Raw genomic sequence first — 17075 nt, 5'->3', positions numbered from 1 at the left:
AACAAGGCATAATAATGCATGTAAGGAAAACACTATTGAGTGAAAAATTTGCTAAGGAGGCAATATCCATGAAAGAAAGAGAACGCGTATTAGAATTAGTGAAAAAAGGTATTCTAACGTCAGAAGAAGCGTTAATTTTATTAGAAAATATGGCAACTGAAAAAGATGAAAAACAAATCGAAAAAGCTGCTGAAAAAGTCGATACACAAAATATTGGAACAACAAATAAAGAAGATCAAGTCGCAGATTTAATGGATGCATTAGAAAAAGGCGAAGCAGAAGGACCTACTGTTGATTCGTTTGAAGAAAATACACAGGACAGTGCAGAAAAAGATCGTGAAAACTTAGAAAGAATTCTTGATGAGTTAGCAACAAAAGCCAATCGCGCTTCGGCTGAATTGGACGAAGTCAACGCAGAAATTGCCGGCATCAAAGAAGAAATTAAAGAAGTCGCTGAAGAAATTGGAACATTAGATACAAAAGAAGAATTAGATGCATTAACAGAAGATGAACAAGTTCAACGAAAAGACTTGCACGTTTTACTTGCACAATTAGAAGAAAAATTAGCGACTCAAAGTACTGAAAAAACAGCACTGGAAGAAGAACTAAAAAATATTCGCAAAGAACAATGGAAAGGTCAATGGAATGATACAAAAGAAAAAGTTTCTTCTCAATTCTCTGAAGAGTGGAAAGATCAAGCCACAGACACCTTTAACCAAGTCGGCGGTAAAGTTGCCGAAGTTGGCGGCCAAGTGGGAGAATTCTTGAAAAAAACATTTAATTCTTTCAGTGATACCATGAATGATAATGTGGAATGGAAAGACATTAAAATGAAAGTTCCTGGTGTGGCAACAACTAAGTTTGAACATGAGTTTAACTATCCAAATCCACAAGCAAGTTTAATTGATGTCAAGGTAGCAAATGGTACCGTGGTTTTCAAAACTTGGGATCAAGAAGATGTGAAAGTCGAAGCAAAAATCAAATTATATGGTAAAATGGCAGGAGATTCACCAATGGAAGCTTTCTTAGAACGAAGTGACATTGATGTGGATGATGAAACAATTTCTTTCCAAGTGCCAAACAAACGGGTGAAAGCAGATTTAACGTTCTATTTACCAAAACGCACTTACGATCATGTATCTGTTAAATTATTAAACGGAAATGTCTTAGTAGAAGAGTTAACAGCGAAAGATGTTTACACAAAATCAACGAATGGGACGATTACGTTTAAAAAAATTGATGCAACTATGTTAGAAATTGAAGGCGTGAATGGTGAAATTAAAGTCCTAGAAGGAACGATTTTAGATAACATTATTGAAACAGTCAATGGTGATGTGTCTATTTCCGCGGCACCAGAAAGTCTAAGTGTTTCTCTGATTAATGGAGATATCCGCATTACAGCTAAAGAAAAAACGCTTCGCCGTGTTGAAGCAAGCTCTGCAAATGGGAATATCAAGTTGGCCTTGCCAAATAACTTAGGCGTTGAAGGGCAAGTGAAAACGAATTTAGGTAGTATTAACAGCCGTTTAACAGATATTGAAGTTGTTCGTGAAAAGAAAGATCGCGGCAATCAACAATTACATTTTAGACGTGTACTGGAAGAATCAATGGCTCAAATTAATGCTTCTACAACAACGGGAAGTATTTTCCTAAAAGATACGGATAAATAATTAATAATTTTAAGCTAGATGGGCTGACGAATCAGCCTTTCTAGTGTAAAATTTAGTAGACGAGGTGAAAACATATGAAAAGAAAACTAACAAAATCTCCGAATAACGTGGTTTTAACAGGAAGCTTAGCTGGGATTGCTGATTGGCTAGGAATTGACCCAACAATTATTCGTGTCGTTTATGTCTTGCTCAGCTTTTTCTCAGCAGGATTTCCAGGCATTCTCTTATACATTGCCTTAGCAGTCTTGATCCCTTCTGGAAGAACAGGAAGCGATCGCGGCTACGGCCATCAAAATCCTTATAATAGAAATGTTCGCAATGAAAATCCTTATGCTGCCAATAAAAAGCAACGTAAAGAAGCGGAAAAAATTGATGATGACGAATGGAGTGACTTTTAATGACATATTTTCAGCGATTGGTTGTTAATACACTGACATTCATTTCTTTATCAGTTGTTTTTCCTGGCATGATTCATGTGAGAGGCATAATGCCTGCAATTATTGCCGCCTTTGTTCTCTCAATCCTAAATATGTTGGTGAAACCAGTCTTAACAATCTTGTCGCTCCCATTTACTTTATTAACGTTTGGTCTATTTAGCTTTGTTGTCAATGCAGCGATTTTACAAATGACCTCGTTTTTTGTGGGGGAAATGAACTTTGGCTTCTCAAGTTTTTGGGCAGCGGTGCTAATGGCTGTAATTATGTCAATTGTCAATACGATCGTTACGGATCACAATTTATCTAAATATGAATAAAAAAAGCCTGAAGAACGTAGCATAAAATGCGTTCTTCAGGCTTTTTCGATGGTTAAATTTTCTAGGTGACATTCTGGATGGCGGCTGATATAGCCATATAAAATGTTTAAAAAATCAACTTGTTGCTTCGAGTAATGCTCAATTGTTTTCGGTGGTTTTTTGGGCATGATTTTTTTTGCTAGTTCAAGCGATGAATATTTTTGAAACGTTTGTTTAGTTACAACACGTGTTGCTACCACCAAGCCTTGGTAAATTAAATAGTATTTGATTTTTTTCTGACAAGGTAACCACATCAGTTGCCAATCTCGTTGGTTAGCTTGACTAATTCGTTGATTTTGGTTTGCAAAGCGCGTCAGAAAGAGCCAATCTTCCTTGAGTTTTGCCGCTTTTTCGAAGGCTTGTTTTTCAGCAACTTCTTGCATTTGTTGAGCAATTCGTTTGATTGGTTCTCGTCCTTGATTATGGAAAAAGTCGAACAATTCTTGTTGAAATAGTTCGGTCGGAATGGCACTCTCTTTTTGAAAGGTTTGATGCCAATAGTTGGTTGGGACGAGATCGTAGATACTATCCAAAATTATTTTTAAACGGTTTAATTTTCGGCGAATCGAATAAGGACCAAAACAGTTCTCTTTAGTGGGAATATTTAAGAGTTTAATCTCTAATTGCCGCTCATTAACGGCTACCGATACATAAGAATATTGTTCATAAGCATTCATTTGGCGATTGTAGCGCGGCCGATACTGTTGAATCAGTTGACATTCTAGAAGGAGCGCATCCAATTCTGTGTCAGTATGGAGAACATCGAAGTCTATAATTTGTTTGACTAAACGCATCGTCTTTCGAGAATGTTGATTACTATTAATAAAATAGCTCGACACGCGATTTTTAAATTTTTTGGCTTTACCCACATAAATAATTGTGTCGGTTGCGTCTTTCATTAAATAAACACCCGGTGTTAACGGTAATTGATGGGCTTTTTCCTTTAAATATTCTTTCATAAGTTTCCTCTTTTCTTAAAAGGATCGGCTTCAAGTATACAAAGTTTTCTGAAATAGTCAAGTAACAGAAATAGCATAGGTAATTTCACTGAAAAATAGTTTCATTTTTTTGAAATATGATAATTCTAGGAATTATCTAGTGAATAGCTAGAAACTTGTATTTTTAAATGATAAAATATAACAAGTAGCAGAAAGGACTGACATTCGATATGACAGAAGTGGTAAAGATTTATCAACTGGTAGAAAATCTTTCTTTAGAAGTAGTATACGGAGATGAAGAAAGCTTAAATAGAACAATTAAAACTGGTGAAATTTCCCGGCCAGGTTTAGAATTAACTGGGTATTTTAATTATTATTCCCATGACCGTTTACAATTATTTGGGAGCAAAGAAATTACCTTTGCAGAACGAATGATGCCTGAAGAGCGTTTATTAGTGATGCGCCGTTTATGTGCGAAAGATACTCCAGCCTTTATAGTATCCAGAGGACTAGAAATCCCCGAAGAATTAATTACAGCAGCAAAAGAAAATGGGGTTTCTGTATTACGTTCACCGATTTCAACTTCCCGTTTACTAGGGGAACTATCCAGTTATTTAGATGGCCGTTTAGCTGTTCGGACAAGTGTCCATGGGGTTTTAGTTGATGTTTATGGACTTGGTGTTTTGATTCAAGGAGATAGCGGTATTGGTAAAAGTGAAACAGCTTTAGAGCTTATTAAACGTGGACATCGGCTAATCGCAGACGATCGTGTCGATGTTTATCAGCAAGATGAATTAACCGTGGTTGGAGAGCCACCAAAAATTTTGCAGCATTTAATTGAAATTCGTGGTATCGGAATTATTGACGTCATGAACCTGTTTGGAGCTAGTGCTGTCCGTGGCTTTATGCAAGTTCAATTGGTCGTTTATTTAGAGGCATGGGAAAAAGACAAGAAATATGATCGCCTCGGTAGTGATGATGCAATGGTTGAAATAGCTAACGTTGATGTCCCTCAGATTCGTATTCCTGTTAAGACCGGCCGAAATGTGGCCATTATCATTGAAGTAGCAGCAATGAACTTCCGCGCGAAAACAATGGGCTATGATGCAACAAAAACGTTCGAAGAGCGCTTAACCCGTTTGATTGAAGAAAATTCAGGAGAATAGAAGGAGAAGATGTGATGATGTTAGCTCAAGTAAATTCAATTGCATTTCGCCTTTTCGGTATTCCCGTCTATTGGTATGCAATTATTATTGTTTCAGGGATTGCTTTAGCTGTTTGGCTAAGTAGTCGTGAAGCCGTTCGTGTTGGTTTAAAAGAAGATGATGTCTTTGACTTTATGCTCTGGGGATTACCTGCAGCAATTGTTGGCGCGCGCTTGTATTACGTCGCTTTTCAATGGCAAGACTATGTAGACAATCCGATTGAAATTTTCTTTACTCGAAATGGTGGCTTAGCGATTTATGGTGGTCTTATTGGTGGGGGACTGGCGCTGTTTTTCTTTACGCGTCATCGTTTCATTTCTACATGGACTTTTTTAGATATTGCTGCACCAAGTGTGATTTTAGCGCAAGCAATTGGTCGCTGGGGCAACTTTATGAATCATGAAGCCTATGGGCCAGCGACCACCAGACAATTTTTAGAAAATCTCCATTTACCAACGTTTATCATTGATAACATGAATATCAACGGAACGTATCATCAACCAACATTTTTATATGAATCTGTCTGGAATGTTTTAGGCTTTATCGTTTTAGTGTTATTACGCAAAAAGCCACACTTTTTAAAAGAAGGCGAAGTCTTTTTAGGTTATATAATATGGTATTCTTTCGGCCGTTTCTTCATCGAAGGCTTACGGATGGACAGTTTGTATGCGTTTAGTAACATTCGTGTCTCACAATTGTTGTCTTTAGTGATGTTCGTAGCAGCAATTGTTATTGTGATCGTTCGTAGAAGAAATCCCAATTTGAAATTTTACAATCGGGAGAAACAAAAGAAAAAAATAACAACTTCTTAATCCAACTTGATTGAAGAATATGGTAAACTAAAGAAGTAACGTTGTTTAGCGAAAGGAGAGTTTCACCGATGAAACAAAAAGTCGCTGTTTTAGGTCCAGGTTCCTGGGGGACAGCTTTAGCTCAAGTATTAGCCGAAAATGGACACGAGGTCTGTATTTGGGGAAATAAACCAGAGCAAATCGATGAAATAAATACAAAACATACCAACAAACATTATTTACCAGAATTAATCTTACCTACTTCAATTCAGGCAACCACTGATTTAGCCACTGCTTTAGTAGATGTGGATGCGGTACTGTTTGTGGTACCAACTAAAGCCATTCGTTCAGTAGCACAAGAAGTGGCCCAACATTTAAAAACAAAACCAATTATTATTCATGCAAGTAAAGGGCTCGAACAAGGTACACATAAGCGGATTTCAGAAGTGATAGCGGAAGAGATTCCAGCAGAAAAACGGCAAGGGATTGTGGTTTTATCTGGTCCAAGCCATGCAGAAGAAGTCGCTGTTCATGACATCACAACCATTACAGCAGCAAGCGAAAATTTAGCAGACGCTGTGTATGTGCAAGAGTTGTTTATGAATGATTACTTTAGAATTTATACGAACGATGATGTGATTGGTGTAGAAACAGGGGCGGCCTTAAAAAATATTATTGCTTTGGGCGCCGGAGCGATTCATGGCTTAGGCTTTGGTGATAATGCCAAAGCGGCAATTATGACTCGTGGTTTAGCAGAAATTAGTCGTTTAGGGGTTGCGATGGGAGCAAACCCATTAACATTTATTGGTTTAAGTGGTGTTGGGGATTTAATTGTTACTTGTACAAGTGTCCATTCTCGAAATTGGCGTGCGGGTAATTTATTAGGAAAAGGCCATAAGTTAGATGAAGTCTTAGAAAACATGGGTATGATTGTGGAAGGTGTTTCAACAACTAAAGCAGCCTATGAATTGGCACAACAACTAGAAGTCGAAATGCCAATCACAGAAACAATCTACAATGTCTTGTACAATGACGAAGATGTACAACAAGCAGCAAAAGAAATCATGTTGCGCGATGGCAAAACCGAAAACGAATTTACACTTGATTTTTAGGAGGAAAAAAGATGAAAGTTAAAAAGGCAGTTATTCCAGCAGCTGGGTTAGGAACACGTTTCTTGCCGGCTACCAAAGCGATGGCAAAAGAAATGTTACCGATTGTTGATAAACCAACGATTCAATTTATCGTAGAAGAAGCACTGGCTTCAGGAATCGAAGATATTTTAATTGTGACAGGCAAAGCCAAACGTCCGATTGAAGATCATTTCGATTCAAATGTTGAATTAGAAAATAATTTAAAAGAAAAAAATAAAACCGATTTATTGAAATTAGTCGAAGAAACAACGGATGTTAATTTACATTTTATTCGTCAATCCCATCCGAAAGGCTTAGGACACGCTGTTTTACAAGCGAAAGCATTTGTTGGCAATGAACCTTTTGTCGTGATGTTAGGCGACGATTTAATGGAAGATAAAGTGCCATTAACGAAACAATTAATGGATGATTACGAAGAAACACATGCTTCGACAATTGCGGTAATGAAAGTACCCCATGAAGATACTTCAAAATATGGTATTATCAATCCAGAAAAAGAAATCGAAAAAGGACTATACAATGTCGAGAATTTTGTTGAAAAACCAAAACCCGAGGAAGCACCAAGTGATTTAGCGATTATCGGCCGTTATTTATTAACCCCTGAAATTTTTGATGTACTTGAAAATCAAAAACCAGGCGCTGGTAACGAAATTCAGTTAACAGATGCGATTGACACTTTAAATAAAACACAACGCGTTTTTGCTCGTGAGTTTAAAGGAGAACGTTACGACGTTGGCGATAAATTTGGGTTTATGAAAACAAGCATTGAATATGGTTTGACTCATCCAGAAGTAAAAGATAATTTGCGAGAATACATTATTAATTTAGGTGCTCAATTAGCGAAAAAAGAGCAACCAAAAGAAAAATAAATAAAAATAAGCGTAAAATTTCAATTCGTTAGAAGGAAATTTTACGCTTATTTTCTTAAAGAAAAGGGCATGAGAATTTTATAAAATAAATTGTCATTCTTAGCTTTATGAGTTGTGAAAAATATAAGTTGGTGTTATCCTAAGATTATAAATAAAATTTCAGAGGGGAGTAATGATATGTCAGGTGGGGAAATTGCTGCCTTAATTGCAGCGGTAGCATTTGTTGTTTTAGTCATCTTTTTAGTACTTGTGTTATATAAAGTCTCTCAAGTTGTTTCAAAAATTGAAGATACAATTGATGAAACAAATACAACAATCAAAGTCGTGACTAGCGATGTGAATGTATTGAGTCGCCAAGTGGAAGGCTTGCTTGTTAAAAGTAATGAACTATTGACAGATGTGAATCAAAAAGTGGCAACGATTGATCCGTTGTTTATGGCCGTTGCTGATTTAAGCGAAAGTGTCTCTGAATTGAACACCTCAAGTAAACATTTGATTACAAAGGTAGGAACCGTAGGGAAAGGCACAGCGAAAGCTGGTTTAGTGAGTAAAGTAGGCGGTTCTGCTTTTAGAGCAATGCGTTCAAAAAATAAAAAAACAAATAACTAATTGGAGGAGATTTTTATGGCTAAAAAAGGCGGATTTTTCTTAGGAGCAGTAATTGGTGGAACAGCAGCAGCCGTTGCCGCATTATTACTTGCACCAAAATCAGGTAAAGAATTACGTGATGATTTATCAAATCAAACAGATGATTTAAAAAACAAAGCGCAAGATTACACAGATTATGCTGTTCAAAAAGGAACAGAATTAACAGAAATCGCAAAACAAAAAGCCGGCGTTTTATCAGATCAAGCCTCTGATTTGGCAGGTTCTGTCAAAGAAAAAACAAAAGATTCATTGGATAAAGCACAAGGTGTTTCTGGCGACATGCTTGATAACTTTAAAAAACAAACAGGTGATTTATCTGATCAATTTAAAAAAGCAGCTGACGATGCTCAAGATCACGCAGAAGATTTAGGTGAAATTGCCGAAGATGCAGCAGAAGATATCTATATTGACGTTAAAGATTCTGCGGCAGCGGCCAAAGAAACTGTTTCTGCTGGTGTCGATGAAGCAAAAGAAACCACCAAAGATGTTCCTGAAAAAGCTGCAGAAGCAAAAGAAGATGTTAAAGATGCAGCGAAAGACGTAAAAAAAGAATTTAAAGGGTAACAAGCGTTTAGCTTATGAAAGTTAGCAACGGATCGTGTTGCTTTTGTTCAGCGGCTTACCTTAAAATTTAGAAATGAGGCCATCAGTCCGGTTGACTGATGGCCTCATTTTATTTTTATGCTATTGAATAATTTGCAATTCTTTGGTTGTCTTAGTGAATGGTTCGGAGCCTGTTTTCGTTACGTGTAAACAATCTTCAATACGAACGCCTACTTTTCCAGGAATGTAAATACCGGGCTCAATAGAGAAACACATACCTTCTTCAATGACTAAATCATTGCCATGAACTAGCGATGGGTATTCATGGACAGTGGTTCCAATGCCATGGCCTAAGCGATGGTTAAAGTATTCACCATAACCAGCTTTTGTAATTACACCTCGGGCAATATCATCTAATTCGCCTGCTGTAACACCAGGTTTCACCGCTTCAGTTGCTGCTAATTGTGCTTCTAAGACAATTCCATAAATTTCTTTTTGGAAATCAGAAGGTTCCAAGTAGCTGACTGTTCGTGTGGCATCACTACAATAGCCATTATGAACGACACCTAAATCAAATAACACTAAGTCATGGGGCTCAATTTTTGTTTCGCCAGGTACCCCGTGAGGACTAGCTCCGTTTTTTCCTGTTAAGACTAACGTATCAAAACTCATTGAGCGAATACCTTGACGTTTTAATTGATACTCGATTTCTGCAACAATTTCTTGTTCCGCAACGCCTGCTTGAATTGCTTTGAAGCCAATCTCAAAAGCGACATCAGCCCAACTACCAGCTTCTAGTAAACGTTGAATTTCAGGTTCTGTTTTAATTAATTGAAGTTTTTCAATTAAAGGCGTAACATCATGCGAAAAATCGCTAGCTGGGAAATAGGTTTTCAATTGATCGAAACGAGCTAAAGAAAGAGCTTGTTTTTCTAAAGCAAAGCGTGGTGTGCCTTGTGTTCGTTTATTTAATAAAGCCGCAATTTTTTCCCAAGGATTTTCGCTATCTAAATAACCATAAACGGGATAAGTCCAACTACTCTTTTCGGCATCTTCGACTTCCAATGCAGGTGTAAATAAAAATGATTGGTCGTCCGCAGCGATAAACAAAGCTAACACGCGTTCATGAGGTTCGCTTTCGTAACCGGAAAAGTAAGCGATATGACCAGGATCACTAATATAAGTGAAGTCAATCTTTTCTTGGTGCATCCAATTTTTTAAATCGGCAATTTTTTCTTGATTCATAAAACATCCTTCTTTCTTTTATTCTGAAGTGAATCACAGTACTATCATAACATGAAATGACAAAAAGTTCCTTTTGAAATGGAAAGTAAATTTTCATGAAAAAACGATAAAACGGTTGCAAAAATAGAAGAATTTTGATATTCTAGGCTAGGATAGAAATGTAAACAGTGTTTTCAGAAAATGAGAACAAATTCATATTTATAGGAGAAGAAACATGGAAAAACAAACAATTACAATTTATGATGTTGCTAGAGAGGCAAATGTATCTATGGCTACTGTTTCTCGTGTTGTCAATGGTAATCCCAATGTAAAACCAGCAACGCGTAAAAAAGTCTTAGAAGTGATTGATCGCTTAGATTACCGTCCTAACGCAGTCGCACGTGGTTTAGCAAGTAAAAAAACGACAACAGTGGGTGTCATTATTCCAGATGTTAGTAATGCATTTTTTGCTTCATTAGCACGTGGCATTGACGACGTGGCTACAATGTATAAATACAATATCATTTTAGCTAATTCAGATGGAGACGATCAAAAAGAAGTTACTGTATTAAACAATTTACTTGCCAAGCAAGTAGATGGGATTATCTTTATGGGTCATCGCATTACAGATGATATTCGTGGTGAATTTTCACGTTCAAAAACGCCTGTTGTCTTAGCAGGTTCAATTGATCCAGATGAACAAGTCGGTAGCGTTAATATTGATTACACAGAAGCAACGAAAGATGCAACAGCGACTTTAGCGAAAAATGGGAACAAAAAAATTGCTTTTGTTAGTGGTGCATTAATCGATCCAATTAATGGTCAAAACCGGATGAAAGGCTACAAAGAAGCTTTAGCGGAAAATGGCTTGTCTTATAATGAAGGCTTAGTTTTTGAATCTGAATATAAATTTAAAGCAGGTATTAATTTGGCTGAGCGTGTCCGTAACAGTGGAGCAACAGCTGCCTTTGTTACAGACGATGAGCTAGCGATTGGTTTATTAGATGGGATGCTAGATGCTGGTGTGAAAGTTCCAGAAGAATTTGAAATCATTACAAGCAATAACTCATTGCTTACAGAAGTCTCTCGTCCACGTCTATCAAGTATTACACAACCTTTATATGATATCGGTGCCGTGTCAATGCGCTTATTAACAAAACTAATGAACAAAGAAGAAATTGAAGAAAAAACAGTTGTTTTACCTTATGGAATTGATCAAAAAGGTTCAACAAAATAAGAGAAAATTCTACTAGAAATGCAAAAAAGTACAAGAAGAAATCATGAAAATGATTTCTTCTTGTACTTTTTTGCATTCTGCTATTAATACACAGTAAGATTGAAAATTAAAATAAGATTAAGTTGATTAGAAAATCGGTCGGTAAAGCATTGCTTATGGTATCTTTAGATTAAAAAAAGAGGTGTTTCTATGAAGGTAAAAGAATTAACTGTCGAGTATGGTAATAGAACAATTATAGAAAATTTATCTATGGAAGCTGAATTTGGTGAAATAATTGGCTTAGTTGCTCCTAATGGAACTGGAAAAACCACGTTCTTTAATGCTATATCTGGTTTAATCCCTAAAAAAAATGGAAATATTAGTTTAAATAAGATTGATTACAATAGTAGAGGTGCAACGTATTTAAAAGAACTATTTTTTCTTGAAAGTAGTAAAAATTTATATGATTATTTGACGCCGAAAGAACATCTTGAATATATTAAAGCCGCTTGGAAAAGTAATAGCGATATAGAGCATATTTTTGAACAATTAAAGATGAAAGAATATCAAAATAGAATAATAAAAAAATTATCTCTCGGAATGAAACAACATGTATTATTAGCGATGTACCTAGCAAGTGATGCAACAATACTTTTGTTAGACGAACCTTTTAATGGCTTGGATCCTACTAGTGTTAGTTTATTCATAATGTGCTTAAAAGAAATAGTTTCCAAAGATAAAATAGTTATTTTATCTTCTCATGATTTGTATAATGTTGAACACACATGTACACGTATTTTATTTATGAAAAATAAAAAGCTGGTTGAGAATGATCAACGTAACCTTTCTTTACGTGAACAATATGATAACTTATATTTAAGAGGAGAAGAAAGAAATGCTTAAGATAGAAACGATAAAAATATTGAAAGAGAAGAGTCTGTGGTTTGTGTTTGTAGCCTTTATTTTAATGTTAATTTATCCGCTGCTAGCTCAACCCCAACAACTTTCTTTTAAAGAAATGCAATATGAAAACCGAATCAAAAATAACGAACAAGCGAAAGAAAAAATGAAAAATGAACCTGCAGCAAAAGAAACTTTAAATGAGATAGAAGATGAAAGTGAGCAATTAAGGAAAGCAATTAATGCCATCAAAATTGGTGATGAATGGGCTTTATTAGAAGCTGAGAAAAAATTGGAAGAAAGTAATTTAAACGCAATGTTAAAAGGAACGTTGTACAGTATACCAATTATTGAGCAACAAAAAAGAGTCAAAGAATTGCAATATTTATCTGAAAACAGGATCAAACAAGTTGATTCTTCTGAAGTTGCTAAAATGCCTGCTTTGAATTACCTAGGTTTTCTTTTATCGATGGATTTTCCGTATACATTATTATTAATTATCCCTAGTTTAATGATTATAGCGCTCGCAACTTTAGAAAAAAGAAAAAATACTGTTTCTTTATGGAATGGCCTTCCCTTAAAACTATGGAAAAAATATTCTATTAAAATAAGTAGTATTTTGTTTACAGTCGGATTGGTTTCTTATCTGTCAATCTTTCTTTCTGTAATCAGTGCATTTTTCAAAAATGGTCTGGGAAACCCTGATTATCCAGTCGCGATTATTGAAAAGGGACAAAGTGTTACAATCATTTCTCTTTCTAACTATTTGTCGAGAAGCCTAATTATGTTTGGTATGCTGTTATTAGCATTGACAGTATTCAGTTTCTTGCTTTCGCTGTTTACTGGAAATTTGATTGTTCATAGCTTGCTAATTGTTGGTGTGGTATTATCTTCAGGAGTTAGCCTGATTTCCAATAAATTTTTCTTTACATCTTATATGAATTTTCCCAAAATTATTAATGGAGGAAATGGGTATGAGCCGATGGATGAGATAGGTCTCACATTTGATTTTTCTTTAAAGATGATAGTTGTCTATGTATTAATAAGTTTAATAGTATCTGCTATTGTTTTGAGAAACAGAAAGGGATTATTTTAGTTAAAATAGGTTGATTGCTGCATATTATTTCATTAAATGTAGGAGCTATTTTTGAATAGCTCGAGCTAGTATCGATGGTAAAGAATAAGAGAAACAATAAAAGTAGAGACGTAATCCATCAATTGATGAATTACGTCTCTACTTTTTTACATAATTTTGGTTGCAAGCTTAACTTACCAAATTCTTTAGTTGTTCTTTTTATTGTTATTGTTGTTGTTATTATTTGTAGTGGCACGTGGAGCAAGATTTCCCCAGTAAGAAGCGTAATTGCTGTCTGTTCCACCGATCCCAAATTTATAGGTACTTTGTGGTGCACCATCTTTGGCATAGTATGAAGTCGTTGTTTTGCCAGGTGTGTTGAACTTGGCACCATTATAGGTAATTGAGCCAGGCTTTTCACCAGTAAATTCAGAAACTTTTGATTTAATAACGCTTGGATCTAATTCAAATTTTTGACCAATGCCAAACAATTCTGGATTCGCATAGTACAGCGCATTAGCTAAGTTCGCCATATAATTCCCGTTATTGTCGCCGCTGGTCGTCGTCATTGGCGCTGGTAGATCATGTCCCGTCCAAGAACTTAGTGTCACAGTTGGAGTAGAGACAATCAGCCATGAATCTTTAAACTCATCAGTTGTCCCAGTTTTTCCGACCCAATCAGCACTGGCTAAATGAGGATTCAAGCCAGCTAACGTTGGTTTGAATTTTGTCGTATTCGCAGAATCCACCACTGAACGCAACAAGTCATTCATAATAGAAGCGGTCGCCGGTGAATAAACTTGCGTTCCTTCATCTTTGTGTTCGTAGACCACATGTCCGCTATTGTCTGTAATTTTTTCAATCATGTAGGCTTTTTGATATTTGCCTTTGTTAGCAAGTGCTTGGAAACCGTTTGTTTGAGTTACAACATTTGTTTCTACTGGACCCAAAGGTGCAGATTCGTAAGCCCAAGCATCTGAAGCTGGATAGTTCATTTTGCTTAAGTAGTGATTATAAGAAAAATTATCATCACCCATTTTTTTCCTTAGCTCATTATTAACATGAACGACAGGTATATTGAAAGACCAATTCAAGGCATTCCGAACAGTCACGAATTGATTTAAATCCACAGTTGTTGAGTTCACAAATTCACGACCATCAGCATAAGTCGTTGGGTAGTTGGCCAGACGACTTTCAGAACCAATGAGTCCTTGATCAATCGCAGGACCATAGACAGAAATTGGTTTAATCGTAGAACCAACTTGACGATCGGCATTAAAGGCATGGTTGTTTTGATTAATATCGAAGTTTCTGCCGCCGATAAAACCGAGGATACGACCAGTAGCGTTATCCATTAAAATATTGCCAGTTTCAATCATTGTATTCCCATTGACATCTGCAGTTCCATCATCAAGCAAATAACCATAATTTGCGACAGCGGTTTGCATCGTGTTATAAATGTTCTGATCAATGGTCGATTGGATTGTATAGCCTTGCGACTGGATTTCGCGACGTGCTTGTTCTTCATATTGATCTAAACCAACTTGATCTAAATCATCACGATTAACTTTAGCTTTTTTCATATCTAAATCCATGACAATCTCAACTGCTTTATCTAACACCGTGTAGTATAGATAGCCTTCTGTATTGACATTGGCCTGCTCTGTTGGTAAAAAGTCTTTTTTCAAGTCGTAAGCTTTGGCTTCTTCATATTCCTTTTGTGAAATAGCTTTTTCTCGGTACATACTGAAAAGAACAAAATCTTTTCTCTTCATTCCTAAAGACAAATCGTCTTTCAAGGCACCAGTGTTAGTATAGGGCGTGTAAACAATGGGACTTTGGGGAAGTCCTGCGATAAAGGCCGCTTGAGGAAGATTCAAGTCCTTGGCACTTTTACCAAAGAGTCCTTTGGCTGCTTCTTCCACGCCTGCAATATTTTCACCTTTGTTATTACGACCAAAAGGGGAGACATTTAGATAAGTTGTCACGATTTCGTCCTTAGAAAAGTATTTTTCAATACGTAAAGCTAATAAAATTTCGTTGGCTTTCCGTTTAAAGGTCGTTTCATCAGTTAAAATCTGTTGCTTGACCAATTGCTGAGTCAATGTTGAACCACCAGAAGAACCGCCGATACCTGTCGCATCAGAAATCAACGCTCGAACTAGCGCTTTTGGTACCACCCCATGATGTTCTTCAAAATATTCATCCTCTGTTGAAATAATGGCTTTTTTTAGCAATGGAGACATTTGATCGCCATTAATTCGTGTCCGAATTAAATCTGATTTGATGTTAGCAATCGGAGTACCATCTGCGTAAGTCATTTTTGACACTTCGGTAATATCACTGATTTCTTTTTGCAATTCTTCCTTCGTTGGGGGCTGTGTATCTTCAACTAGAAAAGCAAAATAGCCCATTCCAATACCTAAGCCAAGAGAGCCACCTAAGACAATCAGAATAACCCCAAAAACCACTAATGACTGAAAAACGCGAATAATGACATTTAAAATAAGTAAAAAGACATTGCCGCCAGAAGAGGTCGTTGGTTTTTGCTTATTGTTACTTGAATTATTTTTCAAAAGCTTCACCTCAATAAAATGATACATTCTGTGTTATTATAGCAAAAAAAAGCTTCTATGAATAGTTTCTACACCAATTGCCATTTTTTGTTGAAAAAACTTAAGAGAAAATAGGGAAATCTCATTTTTTGACTTTTCAAGTGTGACAGAATCGGTTACTATGAATAGGGGAATTTGATCTATTATTATGTTTTACTATAGGAGGAAAATCATGAATTCAGCTTTTTTTGAAGAATTAAAAGCCCGTGGGTTGGTCTACCAAGTCACAGATGAAGAAGCCTTACAAAAACAATTAAATGAAGAATCTGTTAAATTATATATCGGCTTTGATCCAACGGCAGACAGTTTACACATCGGGCATCTACTGCCAATTCTTATGTTACGTCGTTTCCAACAAAATGGTCATGTGCCCATTGCTTTAGTTGGTGGCGGAACAGGCATGATTGGTGATCCATCATTCAAAGATGCAGAGCGTAGTTTAAACACACTTGATACAGTGAAAGCTTGGTCTGAAAGTATTAAGGGCCAGTTGTCACGTTTTATCGATTTTGAAGATGAAAAAAATCCAGCGATTCTAGCAAATAACTATGATTGGCTTGGAGAGCTTTCATTAATTGATTTCTTACGTGATGTTGGAAAAAACTTTACAATTAACTATATGATGAGTAAAGAAAGCGTGAAACGCCGAATCGAAACAGGAATTTCTTATACTGAATTTGCGTATCAATTATTACAAGCGTATGATTTCTTGAAATTGTACGAAACAGAAGGTTGTTTATTGCAATTAGGCGGCAGTGATCAATGGGGAAACATTACTTCAGGGATTGAATTATTACGCCGAGAACAAGAAGTTCAAGGATTCGGCTTAACTATGCCTTTAATTACAAAAGCAGATGGTACCAAATTTGGTAAAACAGAAGGAAACGCAGTTTGGCTAGATGCGGAAAAAACTTCGCCATATGAATTTTATCAATTCTGGATTAACACAGATGATCGTGATGTCGTGAAATTCTTGAAATACTTTACTTTCTTAACATTGGATGAAATTGCAACAATTGAAGAAGAATTTACAGCGAACCCAGGTCAACGTGCTGCGCAAAAAGCGTTAGCCAAAGAAGTGACTACTTTAGTCCACGGTGAAGCAGCCTATCATCAAGCGGTTAAAATTTCAGAAGCTTTATTCAGCGGGGATATCCAAAGCTTAACAGCAGAAGAAATTAAACAAGGCTTTAAAGATGTACCGACGTATGAGGTGCAACCAGAGGATCAATTAAGTTTAGTCGACTTATTAGTTACCTCAAAAATAGAACCATCCAAACGTCAAGCCCGTGAAGATGTTCAAAATGGAGCGATTTACGTCAATGGAGAACGTAGACAAGATTTAGCAGCTGAATTGACAGAAACTGATAAAATCGAAGGACAATTTACTGTGATTCGTCGCGGTAAGAAAAAATATTTCTTGTTAAAATACTAAAA

At 36.2% G+C, this 17075-nt stretch carries 16 protein-coding genes; 13 read left to right on the top strand and 3 right to left on the bottom strand.

Translation table 11 applies throughout. The annotated features are described in order from the left end of the window. Nucleotides 1-68: 68 nt before the first annotated feature. The 3 genes from liaX (at nucleotide 69) to IGL13_RS07190 (ending at nucleotide 2424) form a co-directional block, all read left to right on the top strand. Nucleotides 69-1670 (top strand): daptomycin-sensing surface protein LiaX, encoded by a 1602-nt coding sequence (gene liaX, locus IGL13_RS07200; RefSeq protein ID WP_002371914.1) that lies wholly within the window; start codon nucleotides 69-71, stop codon nucleotides 1668-1670. 74 nt (nucleotides 1671-1744) lie between these two features. Further along, nucleotides 1745-2068 carry a PspC domain-containing protein gene (locus IGL13_RS07195; RefSeq protein ID WP_002357306.1) on the top strand — a complete coding sequence of 108 codons (324 nt, stop codon included), beginning with the start codon at nucleotides 1745-1747 and terminating at the stop codon, nucleotides 2066-2068. Then, nucleotides 2068-2424: a phage holin family protein gene (locus IGL13_RS07190; protein WP_002357307.1), complete on the top strand. Its 357-nt coding sequence runs from the start codon at nucleotides 2068-2070 to the stop codon at nucleotides 2422-2424. The genes IGL13_RS07195 and IGL13_RS07190 overlap by 1 nt, the downstream gene beginning before the upstream one ends. Before the next feature lie 35 nt (nucleotides 2425-2459). Here the strand turns inward: IGL13_RS07190 and IGL13_RS07185 are convergent, their stop codons facing one another. Continuing rightward, on the bottom strand, nucleotides 2460-3422 hold the full coding sequence (locus tag IGL13_RS07185; RefSeq protein WP_430604575.1) for a GIY-YIG nuclease family protein: 963 nt from the start codon (nucleotides 3420-3422) through the stop codon (nucleotides 2460-2462). A 209-nt stretch (nucleotides 3423-3631) separates the two neighbouring features. Here IGL13_RS07185 and hprK point away from each other — a divergent pair, with 209 nt between their 5' ends. From hprK to IGL13_RS07155, 6 genes are all read left to right on the top strand, one after another. Then, the gene (gene hprK / locus IGL13_RS07180) at nucleotides 3632-4567 is read left to right on the top strand and encodes an HPr(Ser) kinase/phosphatase (RefSeq protein ID WP_002357309.1); all 936 of its coding nucleotides are present in this window, start codon (nucleotides 3632-3634) and stop codon (nucleotides 4565-4567) included. 17 nt (nucleotides 4568-4584) lie between these two features. Next, a complete protein-coding gene (lgt, locus tag IGL13_RS07175) occupies nucleotides 4585-5418 on the top strand; it encodes a prolipoprotein diacylglyceryl transferase (protein WP_002381830.1) in 834 nt (277 codons plus the stop codon). A 68-nt stretch (nucleotides 5419-5486) separates the two neighbouring features. Beyond that, nucleotides 5487-6509, top strand: coding sequence for an NAD(P)H-dependent glycerol-3-phosphate dehydrogenase (locus tag IGL13_RS07170; RefSeq protein WP_002357312.1), 1023 nt, complete (start codon nucleotides 5487-5489; stop codon nucleotides 6507-6509). A gap of 11 nt (nucleotides 6510-6520) precedes the next feature. Continuing rightward, a complete protein-coding gene (gene galU, locus IGL13_RS07165) occupies nucleotides 6521-7417 on the top strand; it encodes a UTP--glucose-1-phosphate uridylyltransferase GalU (protein ID WP_002360159.1) in 897 nt (298 codons plus the stop codon). A 177-nt stretch (nucleotides 7418-7594) separates the two neighbouring features. After that, nucleotides 7595-8026: a DUF948 domain-containing protein gene (locus tag IGL13_RS07160; RefSeq protein ID WP_228076861.1), complete on the top strand. Its 432-nt coding sequence runs from the start codon at nucleotides 7595-7597 to the stop codon at nucleotides 8024-8026. 15 nt (nucleotides 8027-8041) lie between these two features. After that, nucleotides 8042-8629: a YtxH domain-containing protein gene (locus IGL13_RS07155; protein WP_002381831.1), complete on the top strand. Its 588-nt coding sequence runs from the start codon at nucleotides 8042-8044 to the stop codon at nucleotides 8627-8629. Nucleotides 8630-8749: 120 nt separating this feature from the next. Here IGL13_RS07155 and IGL13_RS07150 read toward each other — a convergent pair whose 3' ends face one another. Continuing rightward, nucleotides 8750-9853 carry an aminopeptidase P family protein gene (locus tag IGL13_RS07150; protein WP_002361926.1) on the bottom strand — a complete coding sequence of 368 codons (1104 nt, stop codon included), beginning with the start codon at nucleotides 9851-9853 and terminating at the stop codon, nucleotides 8750-8752. A gap of 214 nt (nucleotides 9854-10067) precedes the next feature. Here IGL13_RS07150 and ccpA point away from each other — a divergent pair, with 214 nt between their 5' ends. The 3 genes from ccpA to IGL13_RS07135 all read left to right on the top strand — a co-directional run bounded on the left by ccpA (nucleotide 10068) and on the right by IGL13_RS07135 (nucleotide 13044). After that, nucleotides 10068-11069 (top strand): catabolite control protein A, encoded by a 1002-nt coding sequence (gene ccpA, locus IGL13_RS07145; RefSeq protein ID WP_002357319.1) that lies wholly within the window; start codon nucleotides 10068-10070, stop codon nucleotides 11067-11069. A gap of 189 nt (nucleotides 11070-11258) precedes the next feature. Continuing rightward, on the top strand, nucleotides 11259-11951 hold the full coding sequence (locus IGL13_RS07140) for an ATP-binding cassette domain-containing protein (protein ID WP_002378389.1): 693 nt from the start codon (nucleotides 11259-11261) through the stop codon (nucleotides 11949-11951). After that, nucleotides 11944-13044 (top strand): ABC transporter permease, encoded by a 1101-nt coding sequence (locus IGL13_RS07135; RefSeq protein ID WP_002378387.1) that lies wholly within the window; start codon nucleotides 11944-11946, stop codon nucleotides 13042-13044. Before IGL13_RS07140 ends, IGL13_RS07135 begins: the two co-directional genes overlap by 8 nt. Before the next feature lie 185 nt (nucleotides 13045-13229). Here IGL13_RS07135 and IGL13_RS07130 read toward each other — a convergent pair whose 3' ends face one another. Then, on the bottom strand, nucleotides 13230-15626 hold the full coding sequence (locus IGL13_RS07130; protein ID WP_002394503.1) for a transglycosylase domain-containing protein: 2397 nt from the start codon (nucleotides 15624-15626) through the stop codon (nucleotides 13230-13232). A gap of 184 nt (nucleotides 15627-15810) precedes the next feature. On the opposite strand from IGL13_RS07130, the gene tyrS reads away from it, so the two are divergent. After that, a complete protein-coding gene (gene tyrS, locus IGL13_RS07125; RefSeq protein ID WP_002357324.1) occupies nucleotides 15811-17073 on the top strand; it encodes a tyrosine--tRNA ligase in 1263 nt (420 codons plus the stop codon). Nucleotides 17074-17075: the final 2 nt, after the last annotated feature.

Origin of the sequence: Enterococcus sp. DIV1937, assembly GCF_050535975.1 — a bacterium.
GTDB classification, from domain to species: Bacteria; Bacillota; Bacilli; order Lactobacillales; family Enterococcaceae; genus Enterococcus; species Enterococcus faecalis.
The sequence above is the reverse complement of the archived record's forward strand: the minus strand, read 5'-3'. Positions and strand labels throughout refer to the sequence as shown.

What these genes read in the sequence shown, in the direction of transcription:
- IGL13_RS07140 (WP_002378389.1), top strand. Translation starts at nt 11,259, where the DNA reads ATGAAGGTAAAAGAATTAACTGTCGAGTATGGTAATAGAACAATTATA.
- IGL13_RS07160 (WP_228076861.1), top strand. Translation starts at nt 7,595, where the DNA reads ATGTCAGGTGGGGAAATTGCTGCCTTAATTGCAGCGGTAGCATTTGTT.
- liaX (WP_002371914.1), top strand. Translation starts at nt 69, where the DNA reads ATGAAAGAAAGAGAACGCGTATTAGAATTAGTGAAAAAAGGTATTCTA.
- IGL13_RS07150 (WP_002361926.1), bottom strand. Translation starts at nt 9,853, where the DNA reads ATGAATCAAGAAAAAATTGCCGATTTAAAAAATTGGATGCACCAAGAA.
- lgt (WP_002381830.1), top strand. Translation starts at nt 4,585, where the DNA reads ATGTTAGCTCAAGTAAATTCAATTGCATTTCGCCTTTTCGGTATTCCC.
- IGL13_RS07195 (WP_002357306.1), top strand. Translation starts at nt 1,745, where the DNA reads ATGAAAAGAAAACTAACAAAATCTCCGAATAACGTGGTTTTAACAGGA.
- galU (WP_002360159.1), top strand. Translation starts at nt 6,521, where the DNA reads ATGAAAGTTAAAAAGGCAGTTATTCCAGCAGCTGGGTTAGGAACACGT.
- IGL13_RS07190 (WP_002357307.1), top strand. Translation starts at nt 2,068, where the DNA reads ATGACATATTTTCAGCGATTGGTTGTTAATACACTGACATTCATTTCT.
- IGL13_RS07170 (WP_002357312.1), top strand. Translation starts at nt 5,487, where the DNA reads ATGAAACAAAAAGTCGCTGTTTTAGGTCCAGGTTCCTGGGGGACAGCT.
- IGL13_RS07155 (WP_002381831.1), top strand. Translation starts at nt 8,042, where the DNA reads ATGGCTAAAAAAGGCGGATTTTTCTTAGGAGCAGTAATTGGTGGAACA.
- IGL13_RS07135 (WP_002378387.1), top strand. Translation starts at nt 11,944, where the DNA reads ATGCTTAAGATAGAAACGATAAAAATATTGAAAGAGAAGAGTCTGTGG.
- ccpA (WP_002357319.1), top strand. Translation starts at nt 10,068, where the DNA reads ATGGAAAAACAAACAATTACAATTTATGATGTTGCTAGAGAGGCAAAT.
- hprK (WP_002357309.1), top strand. Translation starts at nt 3,632, where the DNA reads ATGACAGAAGTGGTAAAGATTTATCAACTGGTAGAAAATCTTTCTTTA.
- tyrS (WP_002357324.1), top strand. Translation starts at nt 15,811, where the DNA reads ATGAATTCAGCTTTTTTTGAAGAATTAAAAGCCCGTGGGTTGGTCTAC.
- IGL13_RS07185 (WP_430604575.1), bottom strand. Translation starts at nt 3,422, where the DNA reads ATGAAAGAATATTTAAAGGAAAAAGCCCATCAATTACCGTTAACACCG.
- IGL13_RS07130 (WP_002394503.1), bottom strand. Translation starts at nt 15,626, where the DNA reads ATGTATCATTTTATTGAGGTGAAGCTTTTGAAAAATAATTCAAGTAAC.